Genomic DNA, 24,491 nt, shown 5'->3' with positions numbered 1-24,491 from the left:
AAGTGAAGGAGTCGCCCGGGTCGGAACTGTGAAGCAGGGTTTCGAAAGCGATCGGGAACGATAAGTTCCCTTCATGAACGCGCGGCTCGCTCTTCTCGGCACAGTGGCCCCCGGCACGACGGAGAGCGAGGTCTTCCGGCTGGCGCTCGGGCACGCGGTCGGCGAGCTGAGCGCGCTCGGCGGAACGATGCATCTGCGCGGCCCGATGTCCGCCCTGCGCCTGGTGTCGTCCGTCGGCCTGCCGCCCGCCCTCACCCGCTCCTGGGAGATCGTCGACCAGGAGGGCCCGCTGGCCCCGGCCCGCGCGCTCCAGCGCGGCAAAGGCGTGTGGGTGCCGCTCTCCCCCGACCAGGACCCGCCCGAGCAGGGCACCTGGCCCGGCACCGGCCTCGCGGCCCTCCCGGTGTTCAGCGGCAGACGCAGCATCGGCGCGCTGACCGTCGTGGCGGGTGAGCGGGGCGAGCCCACCCCGGAGCACTGGAACTTCCTGCGGGACGTGGTCGCCTGGACCGAGGACCGCATGGCCCAGGCCCCGCGGCCGTCCGGTCCCCCGCAGTCGGAGCTGCACGGCGAGCGGCTGCGGCACGCCCTGAAGGAGGTCCAGGTCGGTTCGTGGGACTGGGACATCCGCAGCGGCGACCTGGTCTGGGACGAGGCGGCCCTCGCGCTCTACGGCACCCGTCCCGCCGACTTCACCGGCAGGATCGACAACTGGATGCGGATCGTCCACCCCGACGACCTGGCCCCCACCCTCGCGGCGGCGCAGCGGGCCATCCTCGACCACTCCGTCTACGAGGCCGAGTACCGCGTGCGGCGGCTGGACGGCAGCTGGGGGTGGACCCAGGCGCGCGGCCGGGCGACCTACGACGAGCAGGGCGAACCCCTGCGGATGATCGGGGTCGGCTGGGAGAGCAACGAGTCGCGCACCGCCCGGGACGCGCTCAGCCGGGCCCTCCGGCACATGAGCGACGGCTTCCTCGCGGTGGACGACGAGTGGCGGATCACCTTCGCGAACCTGGAGGCGGAACGCTTCCTCGGATTCTCGGAGGAGGAGTTGTTCGGGCGGCTGCTGTGGGACCTGGCGGCCACCCGGCAGGTCCCCGGGCTGAAGGAGAGCTGCCTGGCCGCGGCGGCCGAGGAGCGGCCCACCGGCTTCGACGTGCACATCGCGGACTGCGCGCGGCGCCTGCACGTCCGGCTGGTGCCCGGACCCGACGGGCGCACCCTGTACTTCCAGGACGTCACCGAGAAGCGCCGGCTCGCGGAGGAGCGGCAGGCGGCGGAACGGGCCGCGGCCGAACGGGCGTTGCGGATCGCGGAGCTGACCACGGAGCTCGCCAAGGCGACGACCTCACGGGACGTGGTGGACGCGGTCGCCCGGCGGGTGCTGCCCCCGTTCGCCGCCGCCGGGCTCATGGTCCAGGTCAGCGAGGGCGACCGGCTCCACCACGTCGGCGCGGTCGGCTACCCCGCCGAGTTCGTCGCCCTCCTCGACAGCCGCCCCCGGGCCACCACCGGCGACCCCGCCTGGGACACGATCGAGTCCGGCGACCCGCTGTTCATGTCGTCGCCCCACGAGTACGCGGCCCGCTATCCCGAACTGGCCGACTTCCCCGCCCGCGGCGACAAGAAGTCCTGGGCGTTCCTGCCGCTGACGGCCTCCGGGCACACCTTCGGAGTGTGCGTCGTCTCCTTCGACCGGCCCCGGCTCCTCGACGACGAGGAGCGCGCCCTGCTCACCACGATCGCCGCCCTCCTCGCCCAGTCCCTGGAGCGGGCCCGGCTCTACGACGCCGAGCACACCCGGTCCCGGGAACTCCAGCGCAGTCTGCTCCCCCAGGCGCTGCCCGACCTGCCCGCGTGCACGGCGGCCGCGCGCTATCTGCCGGCCGGTCCCGGCGCGGACGTGGGCGGCGACTGGTACGACATCATCCCGCTGTCCGGGGGGCAGGTCGCGCTGGTCGTCGGCGACGTCATGGGTCACGGCCTGCCGGAGGCGGCCACCATGGGCCGACTGCGGACCGCGGTGCACACCCTGGCCGACCTGGAGCTGCCGCCCGCCGAGATCCTCGGCCACCTCAACGACATCGTCGGCGGCATGGGCGAGGCGTCGTACGCCACCTGCCTGTACGCGCTCTACGACTCCACGACCCGGGTCTGTTCCCTCGCGCGGGCCGGACACCCGCCGCCCGCCCTGGTCCACCCCGACGGCTCGGTGCACTTCCCGGAGCCGGACGCCGACCCGCCGCTGGGCGCGGCGAAACCGCCTTTCGAGACCGCCGAGTTGGAGGTGCCCGAGGGCAGCCTGCTGGTGCTGTACACGGACGGCCTGGTGGAGTCGGCCAAGCGGGAGATCGACGAGGGCATGGCCGAGCTGGCGCGGCTGCTCGCCGCCGCCCACGCGGACGGGACCGCCGTAGACCTTGAACGCCTGTGCGACACGCTGACGGCGGGTCTGCTGCCGACGGACCAGCAGGCGGCCGACGACGCGGCGTTCCTGGTCGCCCGCCTGCACGCGCTGCCCGCCGACCGGATGGCCTCCTGGCGGCTGCCCGACGACCCGAAGGCCGCGAGCCAGGCGCGTCGCCATGTCCGCGAGCAACTGGCGGCCTGGGAGCTGGACGACCTCGCCCCCACCACGGAACTCCTGGTCAGCGAGCTGGTCGGGAACGTCGTCCGGCACGCCAGGGGCCCGGTCCGGCTCCGGCTCCTGTACAGCGCCGGGCTGATCTGTGAGGTCTACGACGGCAGCCAGACCATGCCCCGCATCCGCCGCGCCACGGAGACCGACGAGGGCGGCCGGGGCCTCCAGCTCATCTCGGCCCTCTCCACCCACTGGGGCGCCCGCTACACGCCCTCGGGCAAGTGCATCTGGACGGAACAGTCACTGCGCGGCCCCGAACAGCCGTTGGACGTGCCGCTCCTGAGCGCCGCGGCCTTCGACACCGACCTGGGCGGGGACTGGGACGGGGACTGGGACGCGCTGCTGTGACACCGCGCGCCCGTTCGGCCCAGCACCACGGGCCGAACGCCGGGCGCGTTTCTAGGGTCGCGGTGACGGCTCTTCAGTCCCCGCCCGAAAGGCACCCGACCCATGGCAATACGCACCGCGATCACCGCCGCGGCAGTGGTCCTGCTGGCCACCGCCGGCCCCATGACCGGCGCCGCGCACGCCCGAAGCGACCTGGACTGCGCGGACTTCGCCTTCCAGGAGGACGCGCAGGCGGAGTTCGACCGCGACCTCGCCGACCCCGACCGCCTCGACGAGGACCGGGGACAGGACGACGGCATCGCCTGCGAGGACCTGCCCCGGCGGGAGTCCGCCGTGGAGGTGCTGCCCCAGCCGGAGGTCGCCCCGGAAGTGCTGCTCCAGCCGGAGACCAGCACCGTGAGCGTGGCCACCGTCGCTCCCACCCTCGGCGTCCAGGGCGGCTCCGGAGGCAGTGTCGGCCCGGCCGGTTTCGAGCGGGCGATCGGCGTGACGCTGGCGCTCGCCGGAGCGGGGCTCGCGGGCACGTACGTGGTACGGCGGCGCCGCGGGACCGGCCGCCGGGGCAGGGGAGTTCGCGTCACGGGTCGATGAGCCCGGCCCTTATCGCGTACCGGGTCAGCTCCAGCCGGTCCCTCATGCCGAGCTTCGCCAGCAGGTTCGCCCGATGCCGCTCGACCGTCTTCGCGCTGATGAACAGCAGCTCACCGATCTCCTTGGTGGTGTGCCCCTCGGCGACGAGCTTGAGGATCTCCTCCTCCCGCTCGGTGACGGCCCGGGCGGGCAGGTCGACACCGCGGTGCAGCCGGTCCAGGTAGGAGCGGACGAGGGCCCGCTCCGCGCCGGGATAGACGAAGGACTCGTCGCGTACGGCGGCCCGGCACGCCTCGACGAGATCGCGGTCGGCGACGGACTTGAGCACGTACCCGCTGGCGCCGGCCTTGAGCGCCTCGAAGAAGTACTGCTCGTTGTCGTACATCGTGAGGATCAGGATCCGCAGGTCGGGCAGGCGCCGGGACAGCTCGCGCGCGGCCTGCAACCCCGTCATCCGGGGCATCGCGATGTCCAGCACGGCCAGATCGACCTCACGCGCGCGTGCCAGCTCCACGGCCTCGGCGCCGTCCCCGGCCTCGGCCACGACCGTGAGGTCCGGCTCGCCCTCCAGGATCAGCCGGACCCCTCGCCGTACGAGGGTGTGGTCGTCGGCGAGCAGCACCCGGGTCGGCCCGGCCATCACCGCACCTCCGCCGCGACCGGTATCCGCAACCGCACGTCGGTCCCCCGATCGGGTCCGGCCGCCACCGAGAAGACCGCCCCCACCAGCAGCGCCCGCTCCCGCATGCCCTGTATCCCGGCGCCCTCGGCCGCCCCACGCAGCCCACTGCCGTTGTCCCGCACGAGCAGCTCGACACCGCCCGCGACCGGCTGGAGCCGCACCTCGGCACGGTCGGCGGCGGAGTGCCGCGCGGTGTTCGTGAGCCCCTCCTGGGCCACCCGGTAGACGACCAGTTCCGACTCCTCGGTCAACGGCGGCAGATCGCCCCCGACGTGATGGCGCACGGTCAGCCCGTGCGTGGTGAACTCGGCCGCGAGGGACCGCAGGGCGCTCGGCAGCCCCAGCTCCTCCAGCACCCCCGGCCGCAGCCGGCGCGCGATCCGGCGGATCTCGTCGAGCCCGGCCCGGGTGGCCTCCTGCGCCTGCCCGACCTCCTCCCGCAGCTCCTCGGGAGCCCGGTCGGCGACTCTCTTGAGCTGGAGCAGCACGGCGGTCAGGGTCTGTCCGACCTCGTCGTGCAGCTCGCGCGCGATCCGGTGCCGCTCCCGCTCCTGCGCGGACAGCGCGTGGGCCGCGCCGGTCGCCCGCTCGGCCTCCAGCCGGTCGAGCATGGTGTTGTACGTCGTGATCAGCGCCGCCGTCTCGGCGGGACCGGAGACAGGGGCACGCACCCCGGGACGCAGCAGGTCGGCGGCGGCCATGGCCTGTCCCAGCCGCTGGAGCGGGGCGAGCCCGACCCGCAGCACCAGGGCGTTGGCGACCAGCAGCAGCACAAGCCCGGCGAGGACGACGCCGGCCTCCCCCCGCCGCACCGGAGTCGACACGGTGACCGGCCCCAGCAGCAGCGCGGCGGCGACGAGGAGGCCCGCGGCGTTGAGCGAGAAGATCCGCCAGAACAACGACACGGCCCGGCCCCCGCTCCTCTCCTCGGCTCCGCACGACGCTTCCGTGGCCAGCGTCGCCGGTGCCCGCCGCTCGCGTATATCCGTCACGTCACCCATATCGCCACCGTACGGGGTACTGGCACGATGCCAACCGGCACCAGTGATCACCGAACCGCAAGGGGAAGAAACGTGTCTGCTCCACGCCTGAGGGCGACGCCGCTGCCGGGCATCGGGGTCCAGTACGACCTCATCACCCGGGAGGACCGCCATCTGTCCGTGGTGGCCCACCGCGACGGCGGGCGCACGGTGAGCGTGTACCGGGCCGACGACCCCGACTCCTGCGCCCAGTCCCTGCGGCTGACCGGCTCCGAGGCGGGCGCCCTGATCGACGCGCTGAAGCCCTCCCACCACAGCGCGAGCCTCCTCTACACCTCCGACCTGGGCCTGGTGGCCGAACGCATCGAGGTGGCGGCCGGCTCCCGCTGGAACGGCCGGGTCCTGGGCGACACGAAGATGCGCACCGACACCGGGGCCTCCGTCGTGGCGGCCCTGCGCCGCGCCGAGGCGATCCCGTCCCCCGCGCCCGACTTCCGCCTGGCGGGCGGCGACATCCTGATCGTCGTGGGCACCCGCGAGGGCGTGGACGCCGCGGCGGCGATCCTCGGCCGGGAGTAGGAAGCATGCACTCCGCGGTCCTCCTGATCGAGTTCGGCTCGATCATCCTCGGCCTGGGACTCCTGGGCCGTTTCGCCGCCCGTTTCCGCCTCTCCCCCATCCCCCTCTACCTCCTGGCCGGCCTGGCCTTCGGCGAGGGCGGCCTGCTCCCCCTGGGCGCGAGCGAGGAATTCGTCTCCATAGGAGCCGAGATAGGAGTGATCCTGCTCCTCCTGATGCTCGGCCTGGAGTACACCGCAGGCGACCTGGTCACCAACCTCAAGGCCCACTACCCCGCGGGCTTGGTCGACGGCGCCCTCAACGCCGTCCCCGGCGCAGCGGCCGCCCTGCTCCTGGGCTGGGGCCCGGTGGCGGCGGTCGTCCTGGCGGGCGTCACCTGGATCTCCTCCTCGGGCGTCATCGCGAAGGTCCTGGGCGACCTGGGCAGAGTCGGCAACCGCGAAACCCCGGTCATCCTGAGCGTCCTGGTCCTGGAGGACCTGGCCATGGCGGTCTACCTCCCCATAGTCACCGCGCTGGTAGCGGGCGCGGGCCTCCTGGCAGGAAGCCTGACCCTGGCGATCGCCCTCGGCGCGGCCGGCCTGGTCCTCTTCATAGCGGTCCGCTACGGCCGCCTGATCTCCCGCTTCGTCTCGAGCGACGACCCGGAGAAACTGCTCCTGGTAGTCCTCGGCCTGACCATCCTCGTCGCCGGAGTCGCCCAGCAGCTCCAGGTCTCGGCGGCGGTGGGCGCGTTCCTGGTCGGCATAGCCCTGTCCGGCGAGGTGGCGGAGGGCGCCCACACCCTCCTCAGCCCCCTGCGGGACCTCTTCGCCGCGGTCTTCTTCGTCTTCTTCGGCCTCCACACGGACCCGGCGAGCATCCCCCCGGTCCTCCTCCCCGCCCTCGCCCTCGCCCTGATCACCGCGGCCACGAAGATCGCCACCGGCTACTGGGCCGCGCGCCGAGCCGGCATCTCCCCCAAGGGCCGCTGGCGCACGGGCGGCGCGCTCGTGGCCCGCGGCGAGTTCTCGATCGTCATAGCGGGCCTCGCGGTCTCGGCCGGCATAGAACCCTCCCTGGGCCCCCTCGCCACGGCGTACGTCCTCATCCTGGTCATCCTGGGCCCCCTGACAGCGCGCTACACGGAGCCTGTGGCTACGCGGCTCACCATGCGGCTTGGCTCCGCGAAGACTCCGGAGGCCCCGCCGTCCCGGGCGACGGAGGCGACTGTGGGGAGGGACGGGGTGTAAGGGGTGCCGGGTGCCTACTGGGCGCCTATGGGGGTGCCGGGTTCTGTTGCGGGGGGGGGGGGTGCGGGTGGGTTGTGGCTGATCGCGCAGTTCCCCGCGCCCCCGCTGCGCTGGGCTTGGGCCGGGCGCCTAAGAGGGTGCTGGGTTCGGTTGTCGGGCGGGTGCGGGTCCGTCGTGGCTTGTCGCGCAGTTCCCCGCGCCCCTAGGTGGGTTGCAGTTGGCCTGCGCCACGACGGGACCGTCAGCCGCCCGCACCCGCCCAACGGACCGTTAGCCGCCCGCGCTCGCCACCACGGGCCGTTGGGTGCCGCGCCCGCCCCTCGGACCGTTGGCCGCCCGCGCTCGCCACCACGGGCCGTTGGCCGCCGACGGCGTGAAGGGGACGGGGTGGGGGGTGTCCGCCCGCAGCGGCCGGCGTCCGGAACCGAGCACATCTCAAGCGACCGAGCCGCCGGACCGAGGACGGATACCCCCCACCCCGGCACCGACCCACCCACCGAACCGGATGCGCTACGCACGCCCCCACCCAACAGCAAGAGGCCGCCGCAGGCCCCTCAGGGGCGCGGGGAACTGCGCAAAAACGCCCGCCCCCACCAAACCGCACCCGACCCGACAACTGCTGGACGCCCCCCACACCCCCTGGCAGGATCACCGCCATGCCCCACCCGTTCCCCCGCCCAACCCGCCGCCACGCCCTCCAGACAGCGGCAGCGACCCTCGTGGCCCTCGCCCTGATCCTGTGGTGGCTGCTCCCCCTCGGCGAGGACCCCCCGAGCGGCACGATCACCTTCAGCACCGGCACCCGCGCCGGCGTCTACCAGAAGTACGGCAACCTCCTCGACAGAGAGCTCCACAAGGACATGCCGGACCTGAAGGTGAAACTGGAGGACAGCGCGGGCTCCCAGGAGAACGTCAGACTCGTGGCCACCGGAGCGTCCGACTTCGCCATCGCCGCCGCCGACGCCGTGGAGACCTACCAGCAGAACCACGCCCCCGGCGCCGACCAGCTCCGCGGAGTGGCCCGCCTCTACGACGACTACGTACAGCTCGTCGTCCCGTCCGACTCGGACATCCGGACCATCCACGACCTCAAGGGCAAGCACGTCTCCATCGGCGTCCCCAACTCCGGCGTACGCCTGATAGCGAACCGCGTCCTCGAAGCCGCCGGCATCAACCCCGCCAAGGACATCGACGCGAAGGCCTACGGCATCGACACCGGCCCCAAGCTCCTCGGCCACGGCCTGGACGCGTTCTTCTGGTCCGGCGGCCTGCCCACCGACGGCCTGAAACAACTGGCAGAACGCTCCGCGTTCCGTTTCGTCCCGATCGAACCGTCCCTCGTGGCGAAGCTGCACGCGGAGGGCGAGCCCACCCGCTACTACCGCGCCACCAACATGCCCGCGTCGGCGTACCCGTCCGTCCAGAACAACACGACGGTGCCGACGATGGCCGTCTCCAACCTGCTGATCACCCGCGAGGACGTGGACCCCGAGCTCACCGAGTGGCTCACCCGGACCGTGATCAAGAGCAGGGACGGCATCGGCCACGACGTCCACTCCGCCCAGCTGGTCGACGTACGCACGGCCATCTACACGGACCCGGTCCCCCTCCACGAGGGCGCCCGCCGCTACTACCGCTCGGTGAAGCCGTAGAAGCCTCAAACCTGGAAGCCCTCACACCGCGGAAGCCCCCGAACCGCAGAAGCCCTCACACCGCGGAATCCCTCGAACCGCAGAAGATCTCGAACCGCGGAAGCCCACGAACCGTAGAAGATCTCAAACCGCAGGCCGACTACGCGGCACAGCCACCGTCACCACCAGCCCATGCGGCTCATGGTGCCCGTACGAGATCGACCCGCCCCCCGCCGCCAGCAGCGCCCGCGAGATGGACAGCCCGAGCCCGGACCCCTTGACGTTCTGATGCCGCCCGCTGCGCCAGAACCGGTCGCCCACCCGCGAGAGTTCCTCGTCGGTGAGCCCGGGCCCGTGGTCGGCGACGACGACCGTCGACGTGTCCCCGTCCGCGGCGACGGTGACCGTCACGGTCTCGTCCTCCGGCGTGAACTTGAGCGCGTTGTCGATGACCGCGTCCAGGGCGCTGGACAGGGTGACGGGGTCGGCCCACGCGGTGGTGGGCGGACAACTCCCCACCAGCTGTACCCCCTTGGCCTCCGCGGTCGGCGTCCACGCGGCCACCCGCTCGGCCGTGAGCTCCCCGATGTCGGTGATCCTCAGATCCGCCTCGGTGTGCTCGGCTAGCGCGAGGTCGAGGAGGTCGTCCAGGACCTGGGCCAGCCGCTTGCCCTCGGCCTGGACGGACGCGATCTCCTTGTTGTCCGGGGGGAGTTCGAACGCGAGCAGCTCGATGCGCAGCAGAAGCGCCGCGAGCGGGTTCCGCAACTGGTGGGACGCGTCGGCGACAAAGGCCCGCTGCTGCTCCAGCACGTCCTCGACGTTGTCCGCCATCTCGTTGAACGACCGTGCCAGCCGCTGGAGTTCGGGCGGGCCGCCCGCCGCCGCCACCCGGGACTTGAGCCGCCCGGTGGCGATGTCGTGGGTGGTGGCGTCGAGCACCCGCACGGGCCTGAGCACCCAGCCGGTCAGCCGGAGCGCGGCGGCGACGGCGAGCAGCATCGCGGCGAGTTCGCCCGCGAAGATCACGAGCCAGCCGTGCAGGATCCGTGACCGCATCGGCCCGGTGGGCGAGTCGGTGACGACGACCGCGACGACGTCCCCGTCGCGGATCACCGGCGAGGCGACGACGAGCTGGCTCCGCTGCCAGGGCCACACCTGCTTCGGGTCCTGGCTGCGGCGGCTGAGCAGTGCCTCGCCGAACGCGTCACGCACCTCGCCCTCGTGGGGGAGGTACCACTCGCGTGGCGCCGTGGCCATGGGTACGTCGCCGTCGTAGAAGACTCCGACGCGGATGCCGTAGACGCTGTAGTAGCTGGCGAGTTCGCTCTTCAGGGTCTCCAGGCGTTCGTCGGAGGAGTCGGTGACGAACTGGGCGAGCGCGGCGAAGTGGGCGGTGTCGTCGATCCGGTCGACGACGACCTTCTGTTGCTGCGCGGCGGCCACGCCGATGGCGAGCGGCACGCCCAGCGCGAGCAGCACGGCGGCCATGAGGACGATGAGCAGCGGAAGCAGACGTGTACGCACGGTTCCCGCCTACGCCCCGCCCGCCGACCGGCACAGGAGCCGCGGCCCTCGGCTCACGTCCGCACCGACCCCCGACCCGGCGCCGACGCGTGGCGCACCACCGCACCCGCGGGCACCCCTGCCACCCCGCTCACCCGCGCCCACAGCCACCGTCCCTCTTCCGCCCGAACACCTCACCCCGAGCCTCGCACAGCTCCCCGCCCCACACTTCACACAGCACCGGCATCCCGACCCCCGAGCACCAGGCACCGGCACCCAACCAGACCCCGCCCCAGCCTGCCCCGTCCCCAAGCCCTCACCCCCCGGGCGCCACCAACCGGTACCCCACCCCCCGTACCGTCTCGATCAGCGCCGGCATCCGCAGCTTCGCGCGCAGGGACGCCACATGGACCTCCAGTGTCCGCCCGGTCCCTTCCCAACTCGTGCGCCAGACCTCGCTGATGATCTGTTCGCGCCGGAAGACCACACCGGGCCGCTGGGCGAGCAGCGCGAGGAGGTCGAACTCCTTGCGGGTGAGCTGTACGACCGTGCCGTCGACGCTGACCTGACGGGTCGGCAGTTCGATGCGCACGGCACCGAGGACGAGCGCGGTGTCGGCGGCGCCGGGTGCGTCCTCGTGGGCGGTGCGCCGGCTGACGGCGTGGATGCGGGCGAGCAGTTCCCCGGTGTCGTACGGCTTGACCACGTAGTCGTCGGCGCCGAGGTTGAGGCCGTGGATGCGGGAGCGGACGTCGGAGCGCGCGGTGACCATGATCACCGGGGTGCTGGTGCGCTTGCGGATCTTGCCGCACACCTCGTAGCCGTCCTGGTCGGGCAGGCCGAGGTCGAGCAGCACGACCCCGAAGCCGTCGCTCTCCGGGACGAGCGCCCGGAGCGCCTCCTCGCCGCTGCGTGCGTGCGTGACGTCGAACCCGTGCCGCGCGAGCACCGCGGACAGCGCGGCGGCCACGTGGTTGTCGTCCTCGACGAGGAGAAGTCTCACGCCGGCCCCCTTTGACCCATCGGACGTACTATCTGAATATGTGGTGAACAGGCACAATAGGCATACGCACGCGCGCGTGCGCACCGTGCAGTCATGCTGATGGATGAGGACGGCGTCAAGAGGCTTCCGGTTGCGCCACGGTTCCGTTATCCGGCCGATACGCACATCGGATGCGCACTGGTCACAACTGCTACGACACGTGTCCGATTGCTATCGGATCGTGATGCTCAGATTCCCCTCAAGACTAATGACGCTGGTCGCATGGGGTTACTACTGTCCTCCGAAACCGAGGAGGACGGAGCCAGAGAGCGATGACCGAAGTATCGGCGGCCAAGGAAGATGCGGTCGCGACCGGCGAACTGGTCGTCCTGAAGGGCGTCAACAAGCACTTCGGTGCGTTGCACGTACTGCAGGACATCGACCTGACGATCGCCCGCGGCGAGGTCGTCGTGGTCATCGGACCCTCCGGGTCCGGGAAGTCCACCCTGTGCCGCACCATCAACCGCCTCGAGACGATCGACACGGGTTCGATCTCCATCGACGGCAAGCCGCTGCCCCAGGAGGGCAAGGAACTGGCCCGGCTGCGCGCCGACGTCGGCATGGTCTTCCAGTCCTTCAACCTCTTCGCGCACAAGACCGTGCTCGAGAACGTGATGCTGGGACAGATCAAGGTCCGCAAGGCCGACAAGAAGAAGGCCGAGGAGAAGGCGCGCGCCCTCCTCGACCGGGTCGGCGTCGCCACCCAGGCGGACAAGTACCCCGCCCAGCTGTCCGGCGGCCAGCAGCAGCGGGTCGCGATCGCGCGCGCCCTGGCCATGGATCCCAAGGTCATGCTCTTCGACGAGCCCACGTCGGCGCTCGACCCTGAGATGATCAACGAGGTGCTGGAGGTCATGCAGCAGCTCGCCCGAGACGGGATGACCATGATCGTCGTGACCCACGAGATGGGTTTCGCACGATCGGCCGCAAACCGCGTGGTGTTCATGGCGGACGGCCGGATCGTCGAGGAGGCTGCGCCCGACCAGTTCTTCAGCAACCCGCGCAGCGACCGTGCCAAGGACTTCCTGTCGAAGATCCTGCACCACTGACGTGCCACCCGGATCGACCACCGACGGCTCTCATCTCTTCACCACCCAAAGGATGTTCACCATGAAGCTCCGCAAGGTCACCGCCGCCTCGGCAGCCGTTCTCGCCCTCGCCCTGTCCGCGACCGCCTGCGGCGGCGACAGCAAGGACGAGGGCTCCGGCTCGGGCTCCGGCGGCGGTGGCACGATCAAGGTCGGCATCAAGTACGACCAGCCCGGCCTCGGACTGAAGAAGCCCGACGGGTCCTTCTCCGGCTTCGACGTGGACGTGGCCACGTACGTGGCCAAGGAACTCGGTTACAAGCCCGACCAGATCGAGTTCGTCGAGACCAAGAGCGCCGACCGCGAGAACGCGCTCGCCCGTGGCGACGTCAAGTTCATCGCGGCCACCTACTCGATCAACGACGAGCGCAAGAAGAAGGTCGACTTCGCCGGCCCGTACCTGCTGGCCCACCAGGACCTGCTGGTCAAGAAGGACTCCAAGATCAGCGAGGCCACGGACCTCAACGGCGAGAAGCTGTGTTCCGTGACCGGCTCCACCTCGGCGCAGAACGTCAAGGACGACTTCGCCCCGAAGGCCCAGCTGCGTGAGTACTCCGGTTACTCGGAGTGCATCGCCGGCCTCCAGAGCGGTGCCGTCGACGCGCTGACCACGGACGACTCGATCCTCGCGGGCTTCGCGTCCCAGGACAAGTACAAGGGTCAGTTCAAGCTCGCCGGCCTCAAGCTGAGCAACGAGAACTACGGCATCGGTGTGAAGAAGGGCGACACCGCCACCGTCAACAAGATCAACAAGGCCCTGGAGAAGATGGTCAGCGACGGCTCCTGGCAGAAGGCGGTCGACGCCAACTTCGGCCCGGCCGGCTACAAGAACGAGCCCGCCCCGAAGATCGGCGTCATCGTCAAGTAACGCCGGGATCCACCGGCGCGGCGCTGTGACCGCGGTTCGGCCGCGCCCCGGAAGGGGCGCGGGCGAGCGCACGACGAGCCACAGCGGGCCCGCGGCCGACCACCGGCGGGCGCCGACCGCCCAGCGGAGCGTCTGCCCGGGGATCCACCGGCGCGCCGCCGCCCGCCGCGATCAGGGCGGCGGCGCGTCGCGCCCCTCATACCTCCGCCACACACCCGGAAGCGCGGGAGATCGTGTTCGACTTTATTTCAGACTATGACGACCCGAGTCTGTGGGGCGCCTTCTGGATGACGGTGAAGCTGACCTTCTTCTCCGGCATCGGCTCCCTCGTCTGGGGCACCCTGCTGGCCGCGATGCGGGTCAGTCCCGTCCCGCTGATGCGCGGGTTCGGCACCGCCTACGTCAACATCGTCCGGAACATCCCCCTGACGGTCATCATCGTCTTCACCTCTCTCGGCCTCGCCGACATCTTCCGCATCACGCTGGGCGCGGGCGACGACGTGAAGGTCATGAGCTTCCGGCTGGCCATCCTCGGTTTCATCGTCTACACCGCCGCGTTCGTCTGCGAGGCGATCCGCTCCGGCATCAACACGGTGCCGCTCGGCCAGGCCGAGGCGGCCCGCGCGATCGGGCTGAACTTCAGCCAGACCCTGCGCCTCATCGTGCTGCCGCAGGCCTTCCGCTCGGTCATCGGGCCGCTGGCCAACGTCCTGATCGCGCTGACGAAGAACACCACGGTGGCGGCCGCGATCGGCGTGGCCGAGGCCGCGTACCTGATGAAGACAATGATCGAGAACGAGGCCCAGACGCTGCTCATCGGCGCGGTCTTCGCCTTCGGTTTCGTGGTACTGACCCTGCCCACCGGCCTCTTCCTGGGCTGGCTGAGCAAGCGACTGGCGGTGAAGCGATGAGCTCGGTCCTCTACGACACCCCGGGACCCCGCGCCAAACGGCGCAACGTCCTGCTGTCGGTCGTCTTCACCCTCCTGCTCGCCCTCCTGCTGTGGTGGGTGTGGCGGACGATGGACGACAACAACCAGCTGGAGTGGGACCTCTGGGAGCCCTTCACCACGAGTGAGGCCTGGACGACCTACCTCCTGCCCGGCCTCGCCGACACCCTCAAGGCCGCGGCGATCTCCATGGTGATCGCCCTGCCCCTGGGCGCGGTCTTCGGCATCGCCCGGATGTCCGACCACGCGTGGGTGCGGGGCGTGGCCGGCACGGTGGTCGAGTTCTTCCGGGCCATCCCGGTCCTGCTGCTGATGCTGTTCGCCAACGAGCTCTACGTCCGTTCCTCCCTGAACATCAGCAGTGAGGAACGGCCCCTGTACGCCGTCGTCACCGGCCTGGTGCTCTACAACGCCTCGGTGCTCGCCGAGGTCGTGCGGGCCGGCATCCTCTCGCTGCCCCGGGGACAGACGGAGGCGGCCTACGCGGTCGGTCTGCGCAAGGGCCAGACGATGACCAGCATCCTGCTTCCGCAGGCGGTCACCGCGATGCTGCCGGCCATCGTCAGCCAGCTGGTGGTCATCGTGAAGGACACCGCGCTGGGCGGCGTGATGCTCGGCTTCACCGAGCTGCTCAACGCGCGCCAGACGCTGGCGGCCAACTACGCCAACGTCATCCCCAGCTTCATCGTCGTGGCGATCATCTACATCATCGTCAACTTCATCCTCACCAGCTTCGCGAGCTGGCTGGAGCAGCGGCTGCGGCGCAGCAAGAAGAGCACGGGGGCGGTTCTCGGCGAGGACACGGTCGAGGTCAACCCCGCCGCCGTGCGCGGCGCATACGGAACCGGCGAGAACACCGGCGGCGGATTCTGACGCTCAATCAAGTGCGTTGAACGGTCCACCCGGACGACACGGAGGCAGTGGCATGATCGCCACTGCCTCCGTCACTTGACGCAAGCACCGGCAATGGGTTGCATACGTTCTGTGATCGTGCACCCTGCTCCAACCTCCTGTTCACATACGTCTCTCGGGACTCCGCCGGGCACAGGGGGCGCCGCACCGTGGACCCGGTGATCATCGTCGGAGCGGGGCCCGTCGGGCTCACGCTCGCCCTGGCGCTGGCGCGCCAGGAGGTCCCCTCCGTGGTCCTCGACGAGGGCCCCGGCAAGGACGAACCCCGCCTGGCCCGCACCGCCGTACTGCACGAGGACACCGCCGCCCTCATGTCCCGCCTGACCGGAGTCCCGGTCACCGGGCTGGGCGCGCACTGGGCCGGATGGCTGTCGATGCGCCGCAAGCAGGTGATGCGCGAGGTCGACTTCGAGGAGACCGGGGACGCCCCGCTGCACGTCGCCCAGCACGTCCTGACGAACGCCCTGCGTGCCGCCCTCGCCGAGGAACGGCTGGTGAAGATCGCCCCGGACAGCAGGCTCGACACCATCGAGCAGGAGCCCTCGGGCGTCACCGCTCACACGCGCGGCCCCAAGGGCACGTGGTGGCGCGGGAGTTACCTGGTCGGCTGCGACGGCCCGCGCTCCACCGTGCGCAAGCTGGAGGACATCCGCTTCCCGGGCCGTACGGCGGTGGAACGCCACGCGGTCGCCGCCCTGCGCACCGAACTCCCCTTCGAGGACCGGGCGTTGCTGCACCGGATGCCGCCGTGGCGGACGTCCGGGCCGTCGGCCGGGGAGATCACCGCCCGCCCGCTCCCCGAGGGCGTGTGGCGCTTGGACTGGCTCCTGCCGCCCGGCAAGGACCTGGTCACGCCCGAACTCCTGGTGACCCGCGTCCGGGAGACCCTCGCGGGCTGGACGGGCGGCTCGACTCCGCCGTACGAACTCCTCGACACCGGTGTCCACACCGTGCACCACCGGCTGGCCCGCCGCTGGCGCGCCGGCCGGGTCTTCCTCGCCGGGGACTCGGCGCACTGCCTCGGCGCGCTCGGCACGCAGGGGCTCGACGAGAGCCTCAGGGACGCCGACAACCTCGCCTGGAAGCTGGCTCTGGCCTGGCACCACGGCCCGCACGAGGCGCTTCTGGACAGCTACCAGGCCGAGCGGCGCGCGATCGTCGCCGCTCGGCTGCGCGCCGCCGACCAGGCCCTGCCGCTGGTGCGCGGTGGCGGGGGGCTGCGCTCGGTCGTCCCGGGCTCGGCCCGCGGCCACGACGCGCTGCTCACGGACGGTCACCTGGGGCGCGGCCCGCTCGGTGCGCCGGGGGCGTACGCCGACTCGCCCCTCGCACCCCGGCACCTCGAAGGAGAAGTGCCCGTCGACACCCCGCCGGGCGCGCCGGTCGTGGATGTCCGGGTCACCGCCGAGGACGGCTCGTTCGTACGGCTGCACGAGCGCCTGGGTCGGGGCGCGCTGCTGGTCGTCCTGGTCGCGCCGGGCACCGGCGTGTGGGAGCGCAAACACTGGGTGACCGCCGGAATCATGCCCCGCCTGGCCGCCGCGGTGACCGCGCTGCCGCACTCCGCCGAGCTCCTGGTCGCCGAGGAGTACCCGGGCGCCGCCCCGCACACGGTCCTTCTCGTACGGCCGGACGGCCATCTCGTCACCGCCCTGAGCGGGGTCCGCCCGGCCGACCTGTACTCGGCGGCCGAGACGGCGCTCGGCGGTCCGCCGACGAAGGCGGAGGCGAGCGCGGGGGCCGGCCCCCGTTGACGTGCTCACTGTCACTGTGCGTCCACATAGTGACAGTGAGTTGAAACGTCCGTCGGCGGCATGGTGTACTCCGGATCGTGACCGACACCTGTGTGCGCCTGTGGCGGAGGGTCCATATGGACCTCGTCCGCTATGCGGGCTGCGTGTGTCGCCCGTCCTGCTGAATTCGCCTCTTTCTTTCCTCGCGCGCCGCTGCTGAGCGGCGCCGCGGTCCCGCGAACTCTTCTCAGGACGGTACCTGTGTCTGTGCTCCCCTCTGTCTCCACCGTCGCGCCGCCCACCCAGGCCGAACTCCTCGACTTCGTACGGCGTACGGCCGCCGACGCCGAGCTGATCGACTCGCTCCCGCTCGACCCCGAAGGCCGCACCTGGGTGCGGCTGGAGGGCCCCGGCGGCAGCGAGGCCTGGCTGATCGGCTGGCCGCCCGGCACCGGCACCGGCTGGCACGACCACGCCGAGTCGGTCGGTGCCTTCATCACCGCGGCCGGTGAGCTCAAGGAGAACTCCCTCGCCGCCCGGCTGCCCGCCGACGGCTGGAAGACCCTCGAACTCTCCGACGACGTCGACCGCGAACGCCGCCTGCCGGCCGGCAAGGGCCGCTCCTTCGGCCGCCACCACGTCCACGAGGTCCTCAACGAGTCCACCGAGGTCCACGCGATCTCCGTCCACGCCTACTACCCGCCCCTCCCCCAGATCCGCCGCTACAGCCGCACGGGCCCGACCCTGCGTCTGGAGCATGTGGAACGCCCGGAGGACTGGCAGTGAGCACGGCCCGGCCGACAGGACCCTGCACGGGTGCGCTTGACTGATCCCCCGTGCTGAGAGTCGAGCGCTTCTATCCGTAAGTCGTGGCCTGCGCCTCCGGCCTGACGGCGGAGCCCGTGCACCCGACCGGGCTGCGCCGGCCACGGCTCAGGGTCTGCGAGCCCTGCGCCCCCCGGCACCGACGTGAACCGTTCCCGTCACCGACGTCAACCGCTACCCAGCCCCCGCTCCCTGCATGGGCGCTTTCTCGTCCCCCGAGAGCGGTCCCCGCGCCTCAAAACCCCTCGTCGCCGAGGAACTCCGTGTCCTCGCCTTCCTCCTCCAGTGCCTGCCGCACCACCCGCAGGGCCATGCCCTCGGGGTAGCCCTTGCGGGCCAGCATCCCGGCGAGGCGGCGCAGCCGCTTGTCGCGGTCGAGGCCACGGGTCGCGCGCAGCTTGCGGTCGACCAGCTCGCGTGCCGTCGCCTCCTCCTGCTCGGAGTCGAGCTGGGAGACGGCCTCGTCGATCAGCGTGGAGTCGACGCCCTTGGTCCGCAGCTCCTGGGCGAGCGCCCGCCGGGCGAGCCCCCGGCCATGGTGCCGGGACTCCACCCAGGCGTCCGCGAACGCGCTGTCGTTGATCAGCCCGACCTCCTCGAACCGCGACAGCACCTCCTCGGCGGCGTCGTCCGGGATCTCCCGCTTGCGCAGGGCGTCGGCTAGCTGCTTGCGCGTACGCGGGGTCCCGGTGAGCAGGCGCAGACAGATCGCCCGCGCCCGCTCCACCGGGTCCGCCGGAGGCTCCCCCTTCTCGGCCCTCGACGAGGAAGGGCCGCCTCCGTCCTCACCGGGCGCCTCCCCGAAGCCGCGCCGACGCTGCCGACGCCCACGGGGACCGCCCGTGCCAGGAGCGCCGCCATCACCGCGACGCGCACTCCGCCCGGCCGCCCGGGAACCACGAGCGGTCCCTTCACGGCCGTACGAAGAAAGGTCATCGCCGTACGACGGACCGTCACCGTACGACTGAGCACTGCTGTATGACGCACCATCACCGTACGATCCACCGCCGCCATATGACGGGTCGTCACCGCACGCCCCACTGCCGCCGTCCGACGCGCCGTCGCTCGACAGACCGCCCTGCCAGGCGTCGTCGCTCGACACGCCGCCCTGCGATGTGCCGCCGTCGGAGCGAGGGACCACGTAGGGCCGGCCGTCGCCGTATCTCAGCGCGCGGCCGAATCCCCCGTCCGCACCGCCCCCCGAGGGCTCGTCGCCGGAGGACCGGCCCGAGCCGGACGACACCGGGCGGCCGTGTCCCCCGTCCGCCCCGTGCCCCGTACCGTCTCCGCGCGCGTCGCCGCCCGGCCCGACAGAACCCCCGTCGCCCTTACCGCCCCGCCCTCGCGGAGCGTCCTCGTGCTCGGCCCGGTCGGTTCGCCATGTCTCTGAATCAGGCACGGTACGGGATCAGCTCTTGGCGGCCGGGGCCTTGGCCTTCGTCGCCTTCGCGGCCGTCGGAGCCGGCACCTTCGCGGTGTCGTCCGCGGCAGCGGACACCGCGGCGTCCGTACCCGGCTCGGCGGCCGGCTCCTCGGGACGCACGCCGACGCCCAGCTTCTCCTTGATCTTCTTCTCGATCTCGTTGGCCAGGTCGGGGTTGTCCTTCAGGAAGTTGCGCGCGTTCTCCTTGCCCTGGCCGAGCTGGTCGCCCTCGTACGTGTACCAGGCGCCGGCCTTGCGCACGAAGCCGTGCTCCACGCCCATGTCGATCAGACCGCCCTCGCGGCTGATGCCCTGGCCGTAGAGGATGTCGAACTCGGCCTGCTTGAAGGGCGGCGCGACCTTGTTCTTGACGACCTTGACACGGGTGCGGTTGCCGACCGCGTCCGTGCCGTCCTTCAGGGTCTCGATACGGCGGATGTCCATGCGCACCGAGGCGTAGAACTTCAGCGCCCGGCCACCGGTCGTGGTCTCCGGGGAGCCGAACATCACGCCGATCTTCTCGCGGAGCTGGTTGATGAAGATCGCGGTGGTCTTGGACTGGTTGAGCGCGCTGGTGATCTTCCGCAGGGCCTGGCTCATCAGACGGGCCTGCAGACCGACGTGGCTGTCACCCATCTCGCCCTCGATCTCCGCGCGCGGCACGAGCGCGGCGACGGAGTCGATGACGATCAGGTCGAGGGCACCGGAGCGGACCAGCATGTCCACGATCTCCAGGGCCTGCTCGCCGTTGTCCGGCTGGGACAGGATCAGGTTGTCGACGTCGACGCCGAGCTTGCGCGCGTACTCGGGGTCGAGGGCGTGCTCCGCGTCCACGAAGGCCACCTGGCCGCCGGCCCGCTGCGCGTTGGCCACCGCGTGCAGGGTCAGGGTCGTCTTGCCGGAGGACTCCGGTCCGTACACCTCCACCACTCGGCCGCGCGGGATGCCGCCTACGCCGAGCGCGACGTCGAGCGCGGTCGACCCGGTGGGGATGACCTCGATGGGCTCGTTCGGCCGCTCGCCCATGCGCATGACCGCGCCCTTGCCGAACTGCCGTTCAATCTGTGCGAGCGCGGCGTCGAGCGCCTTCTCGCGGTCGGTTCCTGCCATGGGTTCCACCCGATTTGCTTGAGTCGATCGCTTCACGTCAAAGACGCTAACGCCTGCCACTGACAATGCGCCCTGACGCCCGTCCGGCCTGTGGATAACTCGGGTACTTCTCCAGGCAAATCATGCCGAAACACCCGCCGCCGACTTGACCGGAGCCTCCATAAGAATGGATGTTCGATTTTCGTGTCAAGCGCACCACGCGGCACCCGAGCGACTTCCCCCGCCAGGCGTCGACGCCCTCCCGCAGGCTCCTCCAGCCACCCTCGCGTGTCCCCTCCGCCGACCTCCCGTGCACCCTCCGGCTACTTCCCGCGGCGTACTTGAGGAGCCTTCGGCCGTACGACGACCCCGGGAGCCCTTCTCGCCAGTCTTGAGCCATGGAGACCAAGACGCGCACCCGAGTACCGCCGCGGAAAGCCGACACGACACCACGTACCCCGGCCGTGATCGTGACCCTGTCCGCCCTGCTCCTGCTGGCCGTGTCCATCGTCGGCCAGATCGCCGCCGGCGCGGACTACCCGACCGTCCCGCCCGGCCTCGTCATCCCGCTCGTGGCGGCGGCCCTGCTGATCTGGCGTGCGAACCGCTGGACGACCGGACTCGCCCTAGGCGTCGGCCTGTTCATCGGCGTGGGCGCGATCCTGACCCCGAACACCTCGGACCACCTCACGTCGGGGGACACCGCGCTCATCGCCGCCACGGTCGCCGAGGTCATCGCCCTCACCGCCCTGGTGATCGCCGGTTCCACGGCCTGCCTGGCCCGGAAGGGGGCAGCCGGCACGACGGCCGGCCTCGCCCGCAAGGGAGCCCGGCCCTGATGGACCCGGCCCTCGCGAACCCGCCCGCACTGCCGACAGGGACGTCGGCGCCGTGGGCCTCCGGCGCACGCCGCGTGGAGCGGCTCTGTCACGCCACCGGTCTGCTCCTCGTCCTCTCCGGGCTCGCGCACCTGGTGGTGTTCGCCGTGGCCGGCGGCCCCTGGGACGGGCCGGTCTCCTGGCGCAAGCCGGTGACGTTCGGGCTGTCCTTCGGGGTGACGCTGATCGCGGTCACCTGGGTCACGTCCTATCTGCGCGTCGGCACACGCACGCGTGCCGCGCTGCTCACGGTGTTCGCGGCCGACTGTGTGGTCGAGGTCGGCGGCATCACCCTCCAGGCGTGGCGCGGGGTGCCCTCCCACCTCGACATGGAGACGCCCTTCGACACGGCGGTGTCCATGACGCTCGCGGTGGGCGGCGGCGTCCTGGTGCTGCTGCTGACGGCGTTCGCGGTCGCCTCCTTCCGCCACCGGCCCTCAGGCCCGGCGGGGATGGACCTCGCGGTGCGGTCCGGGTTCGCGCTCCTGCTCGTGGCACTCGCCTCGGGTGCCGCGATGATCGCGCGCGGGGTCGTCCTCACCCGTACCGGACACCAGGAGGCGGCCTACCACTCGACCGCCCCGCTCAAGCCGCTGCACGGCGTGAGCCTGCACGCGGTCCTGGTCCTGCCCGTACTGGCCTGGCTGCTGTCCCGCACCCGGTGGAGCGAGACCCTACGGCGACGGATCCTGTACGCGGCGATCGGCTCCTACGTCACAGCCGTCGCCGGTGCCGGGATCTGGGCCGTCCTCACCTACTGAACCGGGGCCCTTTCAGGAGGAGCCGTCGCCGCCGTTGGAGTCCTGGTCGCCAGGGGCGTCCTGGGTGCCGGTGGTGTCCTTGGCGTCGCTGGCGTCGTGCGCCGCCGGCCGCCGCCGCTCCCACAGCGCACGCGCGCGCGTGACCGGCGAGGGCCCGTCCCCCCGCCTCCGGTGGCCGTGGACCCGGGGATCGTCGGTGACGGCGTACCGCTTCACATAGGCCCCCAGGAAGGCCTGGAGCGTGGCGACCGCCGGGATGGCGATCAGGGCGCCGACGGCACCGAGCAGGGCGGTGCCCGCGATGACCGACCCGAAGGCGACCGCGGGGTGGATGTCGACGGTCTTCGAGGTCAGCTTGGGCTGGAGCACGTAGTTCTCGAACTGCTGGTAGATCACCACGAAGACCAGCACCCACAGCGCGTACCAGGGATCGACCGTGAAGGCGATCAGCATGGGCAGGGCGCCCGCGAGATAGGTGCCGATGGTCGGGATGAACTGCGAGACCAGGCCCACCCACACGGCCAGCACGGGCGCGTACGGCACGTCCAGGGCCTGGAGCAGGATGAAGTGGGCCACCCCGGAGACGAGCGCCATCAGACCGCGCGAGTAGATGTAGCCGCCGGTCTTGTCGACGGCGATCTCCCAGGCGCGCAGCACCTCGGCCTGCCGGGCGGGCGGCAGGACGGAGCAGATCGCGCGGCGCAGCCGGGGCCCGTCGGCGGCGAAGTAGAACGAGAACAGCGCGATCGTCAGCAGCTGGAAGAGCCCGCCGAGCACCTGGGCGGACACGTCCAGGACGCCGGTGGCGCTGTTCTGCACGTAGTTGCGCAGCCAGTCGGAGCGCAGCAGGCCCTCCTGGACGTCCACCCGCTTCAGATCGGTGTGGAAGTGCCCGTTGATCCAGCTGATGACGGAGTCGAGGTAGTCCGGGAAGTCCTCGACGATCTTGACGATCTGACCCGCGAGCATGGAACCGAGCAGCGTGACGAAGCCGGCGGTCACGATCAGCACCCCGAAGAAGACGAGGAAGGTCGCGAGCCCCCTGCGCATGCCGCGGGCCGCCATCTTGCTCACCGCGGGTTCGATCGCCAGGGCCAGGAAGAACGCGATGAGAACGTTGGTCAGCAGGCCTATCAGCTGGTGGAAGGCCCAACTGCCGAACTGGAACACGGCGATGAGGGCCAGCGCGAGCACCATGGCGCGCGGCAGCCAGCGCGGCATGCGGGCGTTCGGCCCGGCGCCGGCGGCCGGGGGCCGGGAGGGCGGCGTCGTGCCGAACGGAGATGCCTGCGGGGCTGCCTGCCCGGACTCGTCAGTGGGTGCCACGGAGCAAGTCTCGCCCACGTCACTGACAATCGGCTGCCGTCCTGCGATCTTCGTGACCGGTCAGTGCCTCTTTCGTGAGATGTTCACGACTGGTGGCACTTCTCCCCGGAACGTCCACGCCCGAAAGCGACACCCTCAGCGCCCCCAGGCACCCTCAGTGCCTCTCCGCCGGAACGTTCATCACGGTGCACACCACGCGCCACACGTCCTTGGCGTCCCAGCCGGAGTCGAGCGCCTCGTGCACCGTGCGCCCACCGAGCTCCGCCATCACATGATCGCGCGCGAAGGTGTCGGCGTACCCCGGACCGAAGTGCTCCGCCATCCGCTGCCAGAAGACCGTCAACCGCATGACTCCAGTATCCCGCCCCTGGGGGTGGGCCTCGGCCGGGACCGCTTGCCGAGACCGCTTTCCGCCCTACGGTCTGTCGCATGCCCGAAACAGGAGCTTCCCCACTCCCCCAGACGTCACCGGCGCACTCCCCGCTCTTCCGAGCGGAGCACTTCGTCTGGCTCACCGCGCGCGTGCTGGAACAGCGGCTGTTCGCGTACCACTTCCTGAACGGCGGCCCCGACCCGGTGGAGACGGCTCTGGACGCCTACCGCAACGAGGACGGCGGTTACGGCCACGCCCTGGAGCCCGATCTGCGCGGGCCGGTCAGCCAGCCCCTGCACACCGCTCACGCCCTGCGGGTCCTGGACGCCGTAGGACGCTGCGGCGGACAGCGCGTCGAGCGCGTGTGCCGCTATCTCACGTCCGTCTCCACCTCGGACGGCGCCCTGCCCGCCGTCACTCCCGCTCAACGCGGTTATCCGACGGCCCCCTTCCTGCCGGTCGTGGACGCCCCGCCGAGCGAACTGCTCACCACCGGTCCCGTGGTCGGCCTGCTGCACCGCAACGAGGTGTGGCACGCCTGGCTGTTCCGGGCCACGGACTTCTGCTGGCAGGCGGTGGAGTCCCTGGAGGTGTCCCATCCGTACGAGATCCAGGCCGCCCTGACCTTCCTGGACTCCGTTCCCGACCGCTCGCGCGCACAGGCCGGCGCCGACCGCCTGGGCCGCCTGGTGCGCGAGCGACGGCTGGCCGTGCTGGACCCGGCGGACCTCGCGGCGTTCCCCGTCTCCCCCGGCTACGCCCCGGGCGAGCACCACTTCCCGCACGACTACGCGAAGACCGCGGACTCGCTCGCGCGCGAGTGGTTCACGGACGACGAGATGGCCCGTTCGCTGGACTTCCTGGCCGCCGAGCAGCAGGAGGACGGCGGCTGGCCGATCCGATGGCGCCCCTGGGCACCGACCACCGCCCTGGAAGCGCGCCCCATGGTGACGATCCGGGCACTGCACACCCTGCGCGCCTACGGCCGCGGCATCGGCTGACCCGCGGAAGGCACCGGTGACCTGCGGGAG

The 24,491-nt window shown here is 71.3% G+C and carries 23 protein-coding genes; 15 read left to right on the top strand and 8 right to left on the bottom strand.

The window, feature by feature from the left end:
• The first annotated feature begins 73 nt into the window (after positions 1 to 73).
• Both AC2XR2_RS32680 and AC2XR2_RS32675 read left to right on the top strand, forming a co-directional pair.
• On the top strand, positions 74 to 2,992 hold the full coding sequence (locus tag AC2XR2_RS32680) for a SpoIIE family protein phosphatase (protein ID WP_491516989.1): 2,919 nt from the start codon (positions 74 to 76) through the stop codon (positions 2,990 to 2,992).
• A gap of 102 nt (positions 2,993 to 3,094) precedes the next feature.
• Positions 3,095 to 3,583 carry a hypothetical protein gene (locus tag AC2XR2_RS32675; RefSeq protein ID WP_491516988.1) on the top strand — a complete coding sequence of 163 codons (489 nt, stop codon included), beginning with the start codon at positions 3,095 to 3,097 and terminating at the stop codon, positions 3,581 to 3,583.
• Here the strand turns inward: AC2XR2_RS32675 and AC2XR2_RS32670 are convergent.
• Complete coding sequence (locus AC2XR2_RS32670; RefSeq protein WP_330264026.1) at positions 3,570 to 4,223, bottom strand: response regulator transcription factor; 654 nt, start codon at positions 4,221 to 4,223, stop codon at positions 3,570 to 3,572. The two genes, AC2XR2_RS32675 and AC2XR2_RS32670, sit on opposite strands and share 14 nt — an antisense overlap.
• Positions 4,223 to 5,170 carry a HAMP domain-containing sensor histidine kinase gene (locus tag AC2XR2_RS32665; protein ID WP_491518544.1) on the bottom strand — a complete coding sequence of 316 codons (948 nt, stop codon included), beginning with the start codon at positions 5,168 to 5,170 and terminating at the stop codon, positions 4,223 to 4,225. The genes AC2XR2_RS32670 and AC2XR2_RS32665 overlap by 1 nt, the downstream gene beginning before the upstream one ends.
• Before the next feature lie 168 nt (positions 5,171 to 5,338).
• Here AC2XR2_RS32665 and AC2XR2_RS32660 point away from each other — a divergent pair, with 168 nt between their 5' ends.
• The 3 genes from AC2XR2_RS32660 to AC2XR2_RS32650 all read left to right on the top strand — a co-directional run bounded on the left by AC2XR2_RS32660 (position 5,339) and on the right by AC2XR2_RS32650 (position 8,708).
• Positions 5,339 to 5,824 (top strand): cation:proton antiporter regulatory subunit, encoded by a 486-nt coding sequence (locus tag AC2XR2_RS32660; protein ID WP_381308625.1) that lies wholly within the window; start codon positions 5,339 to 5,341, stop codon positions 5,822 to 5,824.
• A gap of 5 nt (positions 5,825 to 5,829) precedes the next feature.
• Complete coding sequence (locus AC2XR2_RS32655) at positions 5,830 to 7,056, top strand: cation:proton antiporter (protein WP_381308628.1); 1,227 nt, start codon at positions 5,830 to 5,832, stop codon at positions 7,054 to 7,056.
• 656 nt (positions 7,057 to 7,712) lie between these two features.
• Positions 7,713 to 8,708, top strand: coding sequence for a TAXI family TRAP transporter solute-binding subunit (locus AC2XR2_RS32650; RefSeq protein ID WP_491516987.1), 996 nt, complete (start codon positions 7,713 to 7,715; stop codon positions 8,706 to 8,708).
• Between the two features lie 123 nt (positions 8,709 to 8,831).
• Here the strand turns inward: AC2XR2_RS32650 and AC2XR2_RS32645 are convergent, their stop codons facing one another.
• Together AC2XR2_RS32645 and AC2XR2_RS32640 are read right to left on the bottom strand one after the other, a co-directional pair.
• Entirely contained in the window at positions 8,832 to 10,214 is a 1,383-nt protein-coding gene (locus tag AC2XR2_RS32645) for a sensor histidine kinase (protein ID WP_491516986.1), read from the bottom strand.
• 295 nt (positions 10,215 to 10,509) lie between these two features.
• Complete coding sequence (locus AC2XR2_RS32640) at positions 10,510 to 11,196, bottom strand: response regulator transcription factor (protein WP_330264032.1); 687 nt, start codon at positions 11,194 to 11,196, stop codon at positions 10,510 to 10,512.
• A 311-nt stretch (positions 11,197 to 11,507) separates the two neighbouring features.
• On the opposite strand from AC2XR2_RS32640, the gene AC2XR2_RS32635 reads away from it, so the two are divergent.
• From AC2XR2_RS32635 to AC2XR2_RS32605, 7 genes are all read left to right on the top strand, one after another.
• Complete coding sequence (locus tag AC2XR2_RS32635) at positions 11,508 to 12,284, top strand: amino acid ABC transporter ATP-binding protein (protein WP_330264033.1); 777 nt, start codon at positions 11,508 to 11,510, stop codon at positions 12,282 to 12,284.
• Between the two features lie 61 nt (positions 12,285 to 12,345).
• Complete coding sequence (locus tag AC2XR2_RS32630; RefSeq protein ID WP_123765205.1) at positions 12,346 to 13,191, top strand: glutamate ABC transporter substrate-binding protein; 846 nt, start codon at positions 12,346 to 12,348, stop codon at positions 13,189 to 13,191.
• A gap of 233 nt (positions 13,192 to 13,424) precedes the next feature.
• Entirely contained in the window at positions 13,425 to 14,102 is a 678-nt protein-coding gene (locus tag AC2XR2_RS32625) for an amino acid ABC transporter permease (RefSeq protein ID WP_028809886.1), read from the top strand.
• The gene (locus AC2XR2_RS32620; protein WP_381306482.1) at positions 14,099 to 15,013 is read left to right on the top strand and encodes an amino acid ABC transporter permease; all 915 of its coding nucleotides are present in this window, start codon (positions 14,099 to 14,101) and stop codon (positions 15,011 to 15,013) included. The genes AC2XR2_RS32625 and AC2XR2_RS32620 overlap by 4 nt, the downstream gene beginning before the upstream one ends.
• A gap of 188 nt (positions 15,014 to 15,201) precedes the next feature.
• Entirely contained in the window at positions 15,202 to 16,806 is a 1,605-nt protein-coding gene (locus tag AC2XR2_RS32615) for an FAD-dependent monooxygenase (protein WP_449353206.1), read from the top strand.
• 116 nt (positions 16,807 to 16,922) lie between these two features.
• On the top strand, positions 16,923 to 16,970 hold the full coding sequence (locus AC2XR2_RS32610) for a hypothetical protein (RefSeq protein ID WP_309506048.1): 48 nt from the start codon (positions 16,923 to 16,925) through the stop codon (positions 16,968 to 16,970).
• Between the two features lie 76 nt (positions 16,971 to 17,046).
• Positions 17,047 to 17,571, top strand: coding sequence for a cupin domain-containing protein (locus tag AC2XR2_RS32605; protein WP_381306487.1), 525 nt, complete (start codon positions 17,047 to 17,049; stop codon positions 17,569 to 17,571).
• Between the two features lie 274 nt (positions 17,572 to 17,845).
• On the opposite strand, the gene recX is transcribed toward AC2XR2_RS32605, so the two are convergent.
• Positions 17,846 to 18,778, bottom strand: a complete 933-nt coding sequence (gene recX / locus AC2XR2_RS32600; RefSeq protein WP_491518543.1) for a recombination regulator RecX — start codon at positions 18,776 to 18,778, stop codon at positions 17,846 to 17,848.
• 240 nt (positions 18,779 to 19,018) lie between these two features.
• Positions 19,019 to 20,143, bottom strand: a complete 1,125-nt coding sequence (gene recA / locus AC2XR2_RS32595; protein WP_381306488.1) for a recombinase RecA — start codon at positions 20,141 to 20,143, stop codon at positions 19,019 to 19,021.
• A 377-nt stretch (positions 20,144 to 20,520) separates the two neighbouring features.
• Between recA and AC2XR2_RS32590 the strand changes: the two genes are divergently transcribed.
• Both AC2XR2_RS32590 and AC2XR2_RS32585 read left to right on the top strand, forming a co-directional pair.
• Entirely contained in the window at positions 20,521 to 20,961 is a 441-nt protein-coding gene (locus AC2XR2_RS32590; RefSeq protein WP_491516985.1) for a hypothetical protein, read from the top strand.
• Positions 20,961 to 21,761 (top strand): hypothetical protein, encoded by an 801-nt coding sequence (locus AC2XR2_RS32585; RefSeq protein ID WP_491516984.1) that lies wholly within the window; start codon positions 20,961 to 20,963, stop codon positions 21,759 to 21,761. Before AC2XR2_RS32590 ends, AC2XR2_RS32585 begins: the two co-directional genes overlap by 1 nt.
• Before the next feature lie 12 nt (positions 21,762 to 21,773).
• Here AC2XR2_RS32585 and AC2XR2_RS32580 read toward each other — a convergent pair whose 3' ends face one another.
• Together AC2XR2_RS32580 and AC2XR2_RS32575 are read right to left on the bottom strand one after the other, a co-directional pair.
• Complete coding sequence (locus tag AC2XR2_RS32580; RefSeq protein ID WP_491516983.1) at positions 21,774 to 23,087, bottom strand: AI-2E family transporter; 1,314 nt, start codon at positions 23,085 to 23,087, stop codon at positions 21,774 to 21,776.
• A gap of 154 nt (positions 23,088 to 23,241) precedes the next feature.
• The gene (locus AC2XR2_RS32575) at positions 23,242 to 23,436 is read right to left on the bottom strand and encodes a DUF3046 domain-containing protein (RefSeq protein WP_030326905.1); all 195 of its coding nucleotides are present in this window, start codon (positions 23,434 to 23,436) and stop codon (positions 23,242 to 23,244) included.
• 80 nt (positions 23,437 to 23,516) lie between these two features.
• Between AC2XR2_RS32575 and AC2XR2_RS32570 the strand changes: the two genes are divergently transcribed.
• On the top strand, positions 23,517 to 24,461 hold the full coding sequence (locus AC2XR2_RS32570; RefSeq protein ID WP_491516982.1) for a hypothetical protein: 945 nt from the start codon (positions 23,517 to 23,519) through the stop codon (positions 24,459 to 24,461).
• Positions 24,462 to 24,491 lie beyond the last annotated feature (30 nt).

It is taken from the genome of Streptomyces sp. LS-MS-L19, from assembly GCF_058382285.1.
The sequence above is the reverse complement of the archived record's forward strand: the minus strand, read 5'-3'. Positions and strand labels throughout refer to the sequence as shown.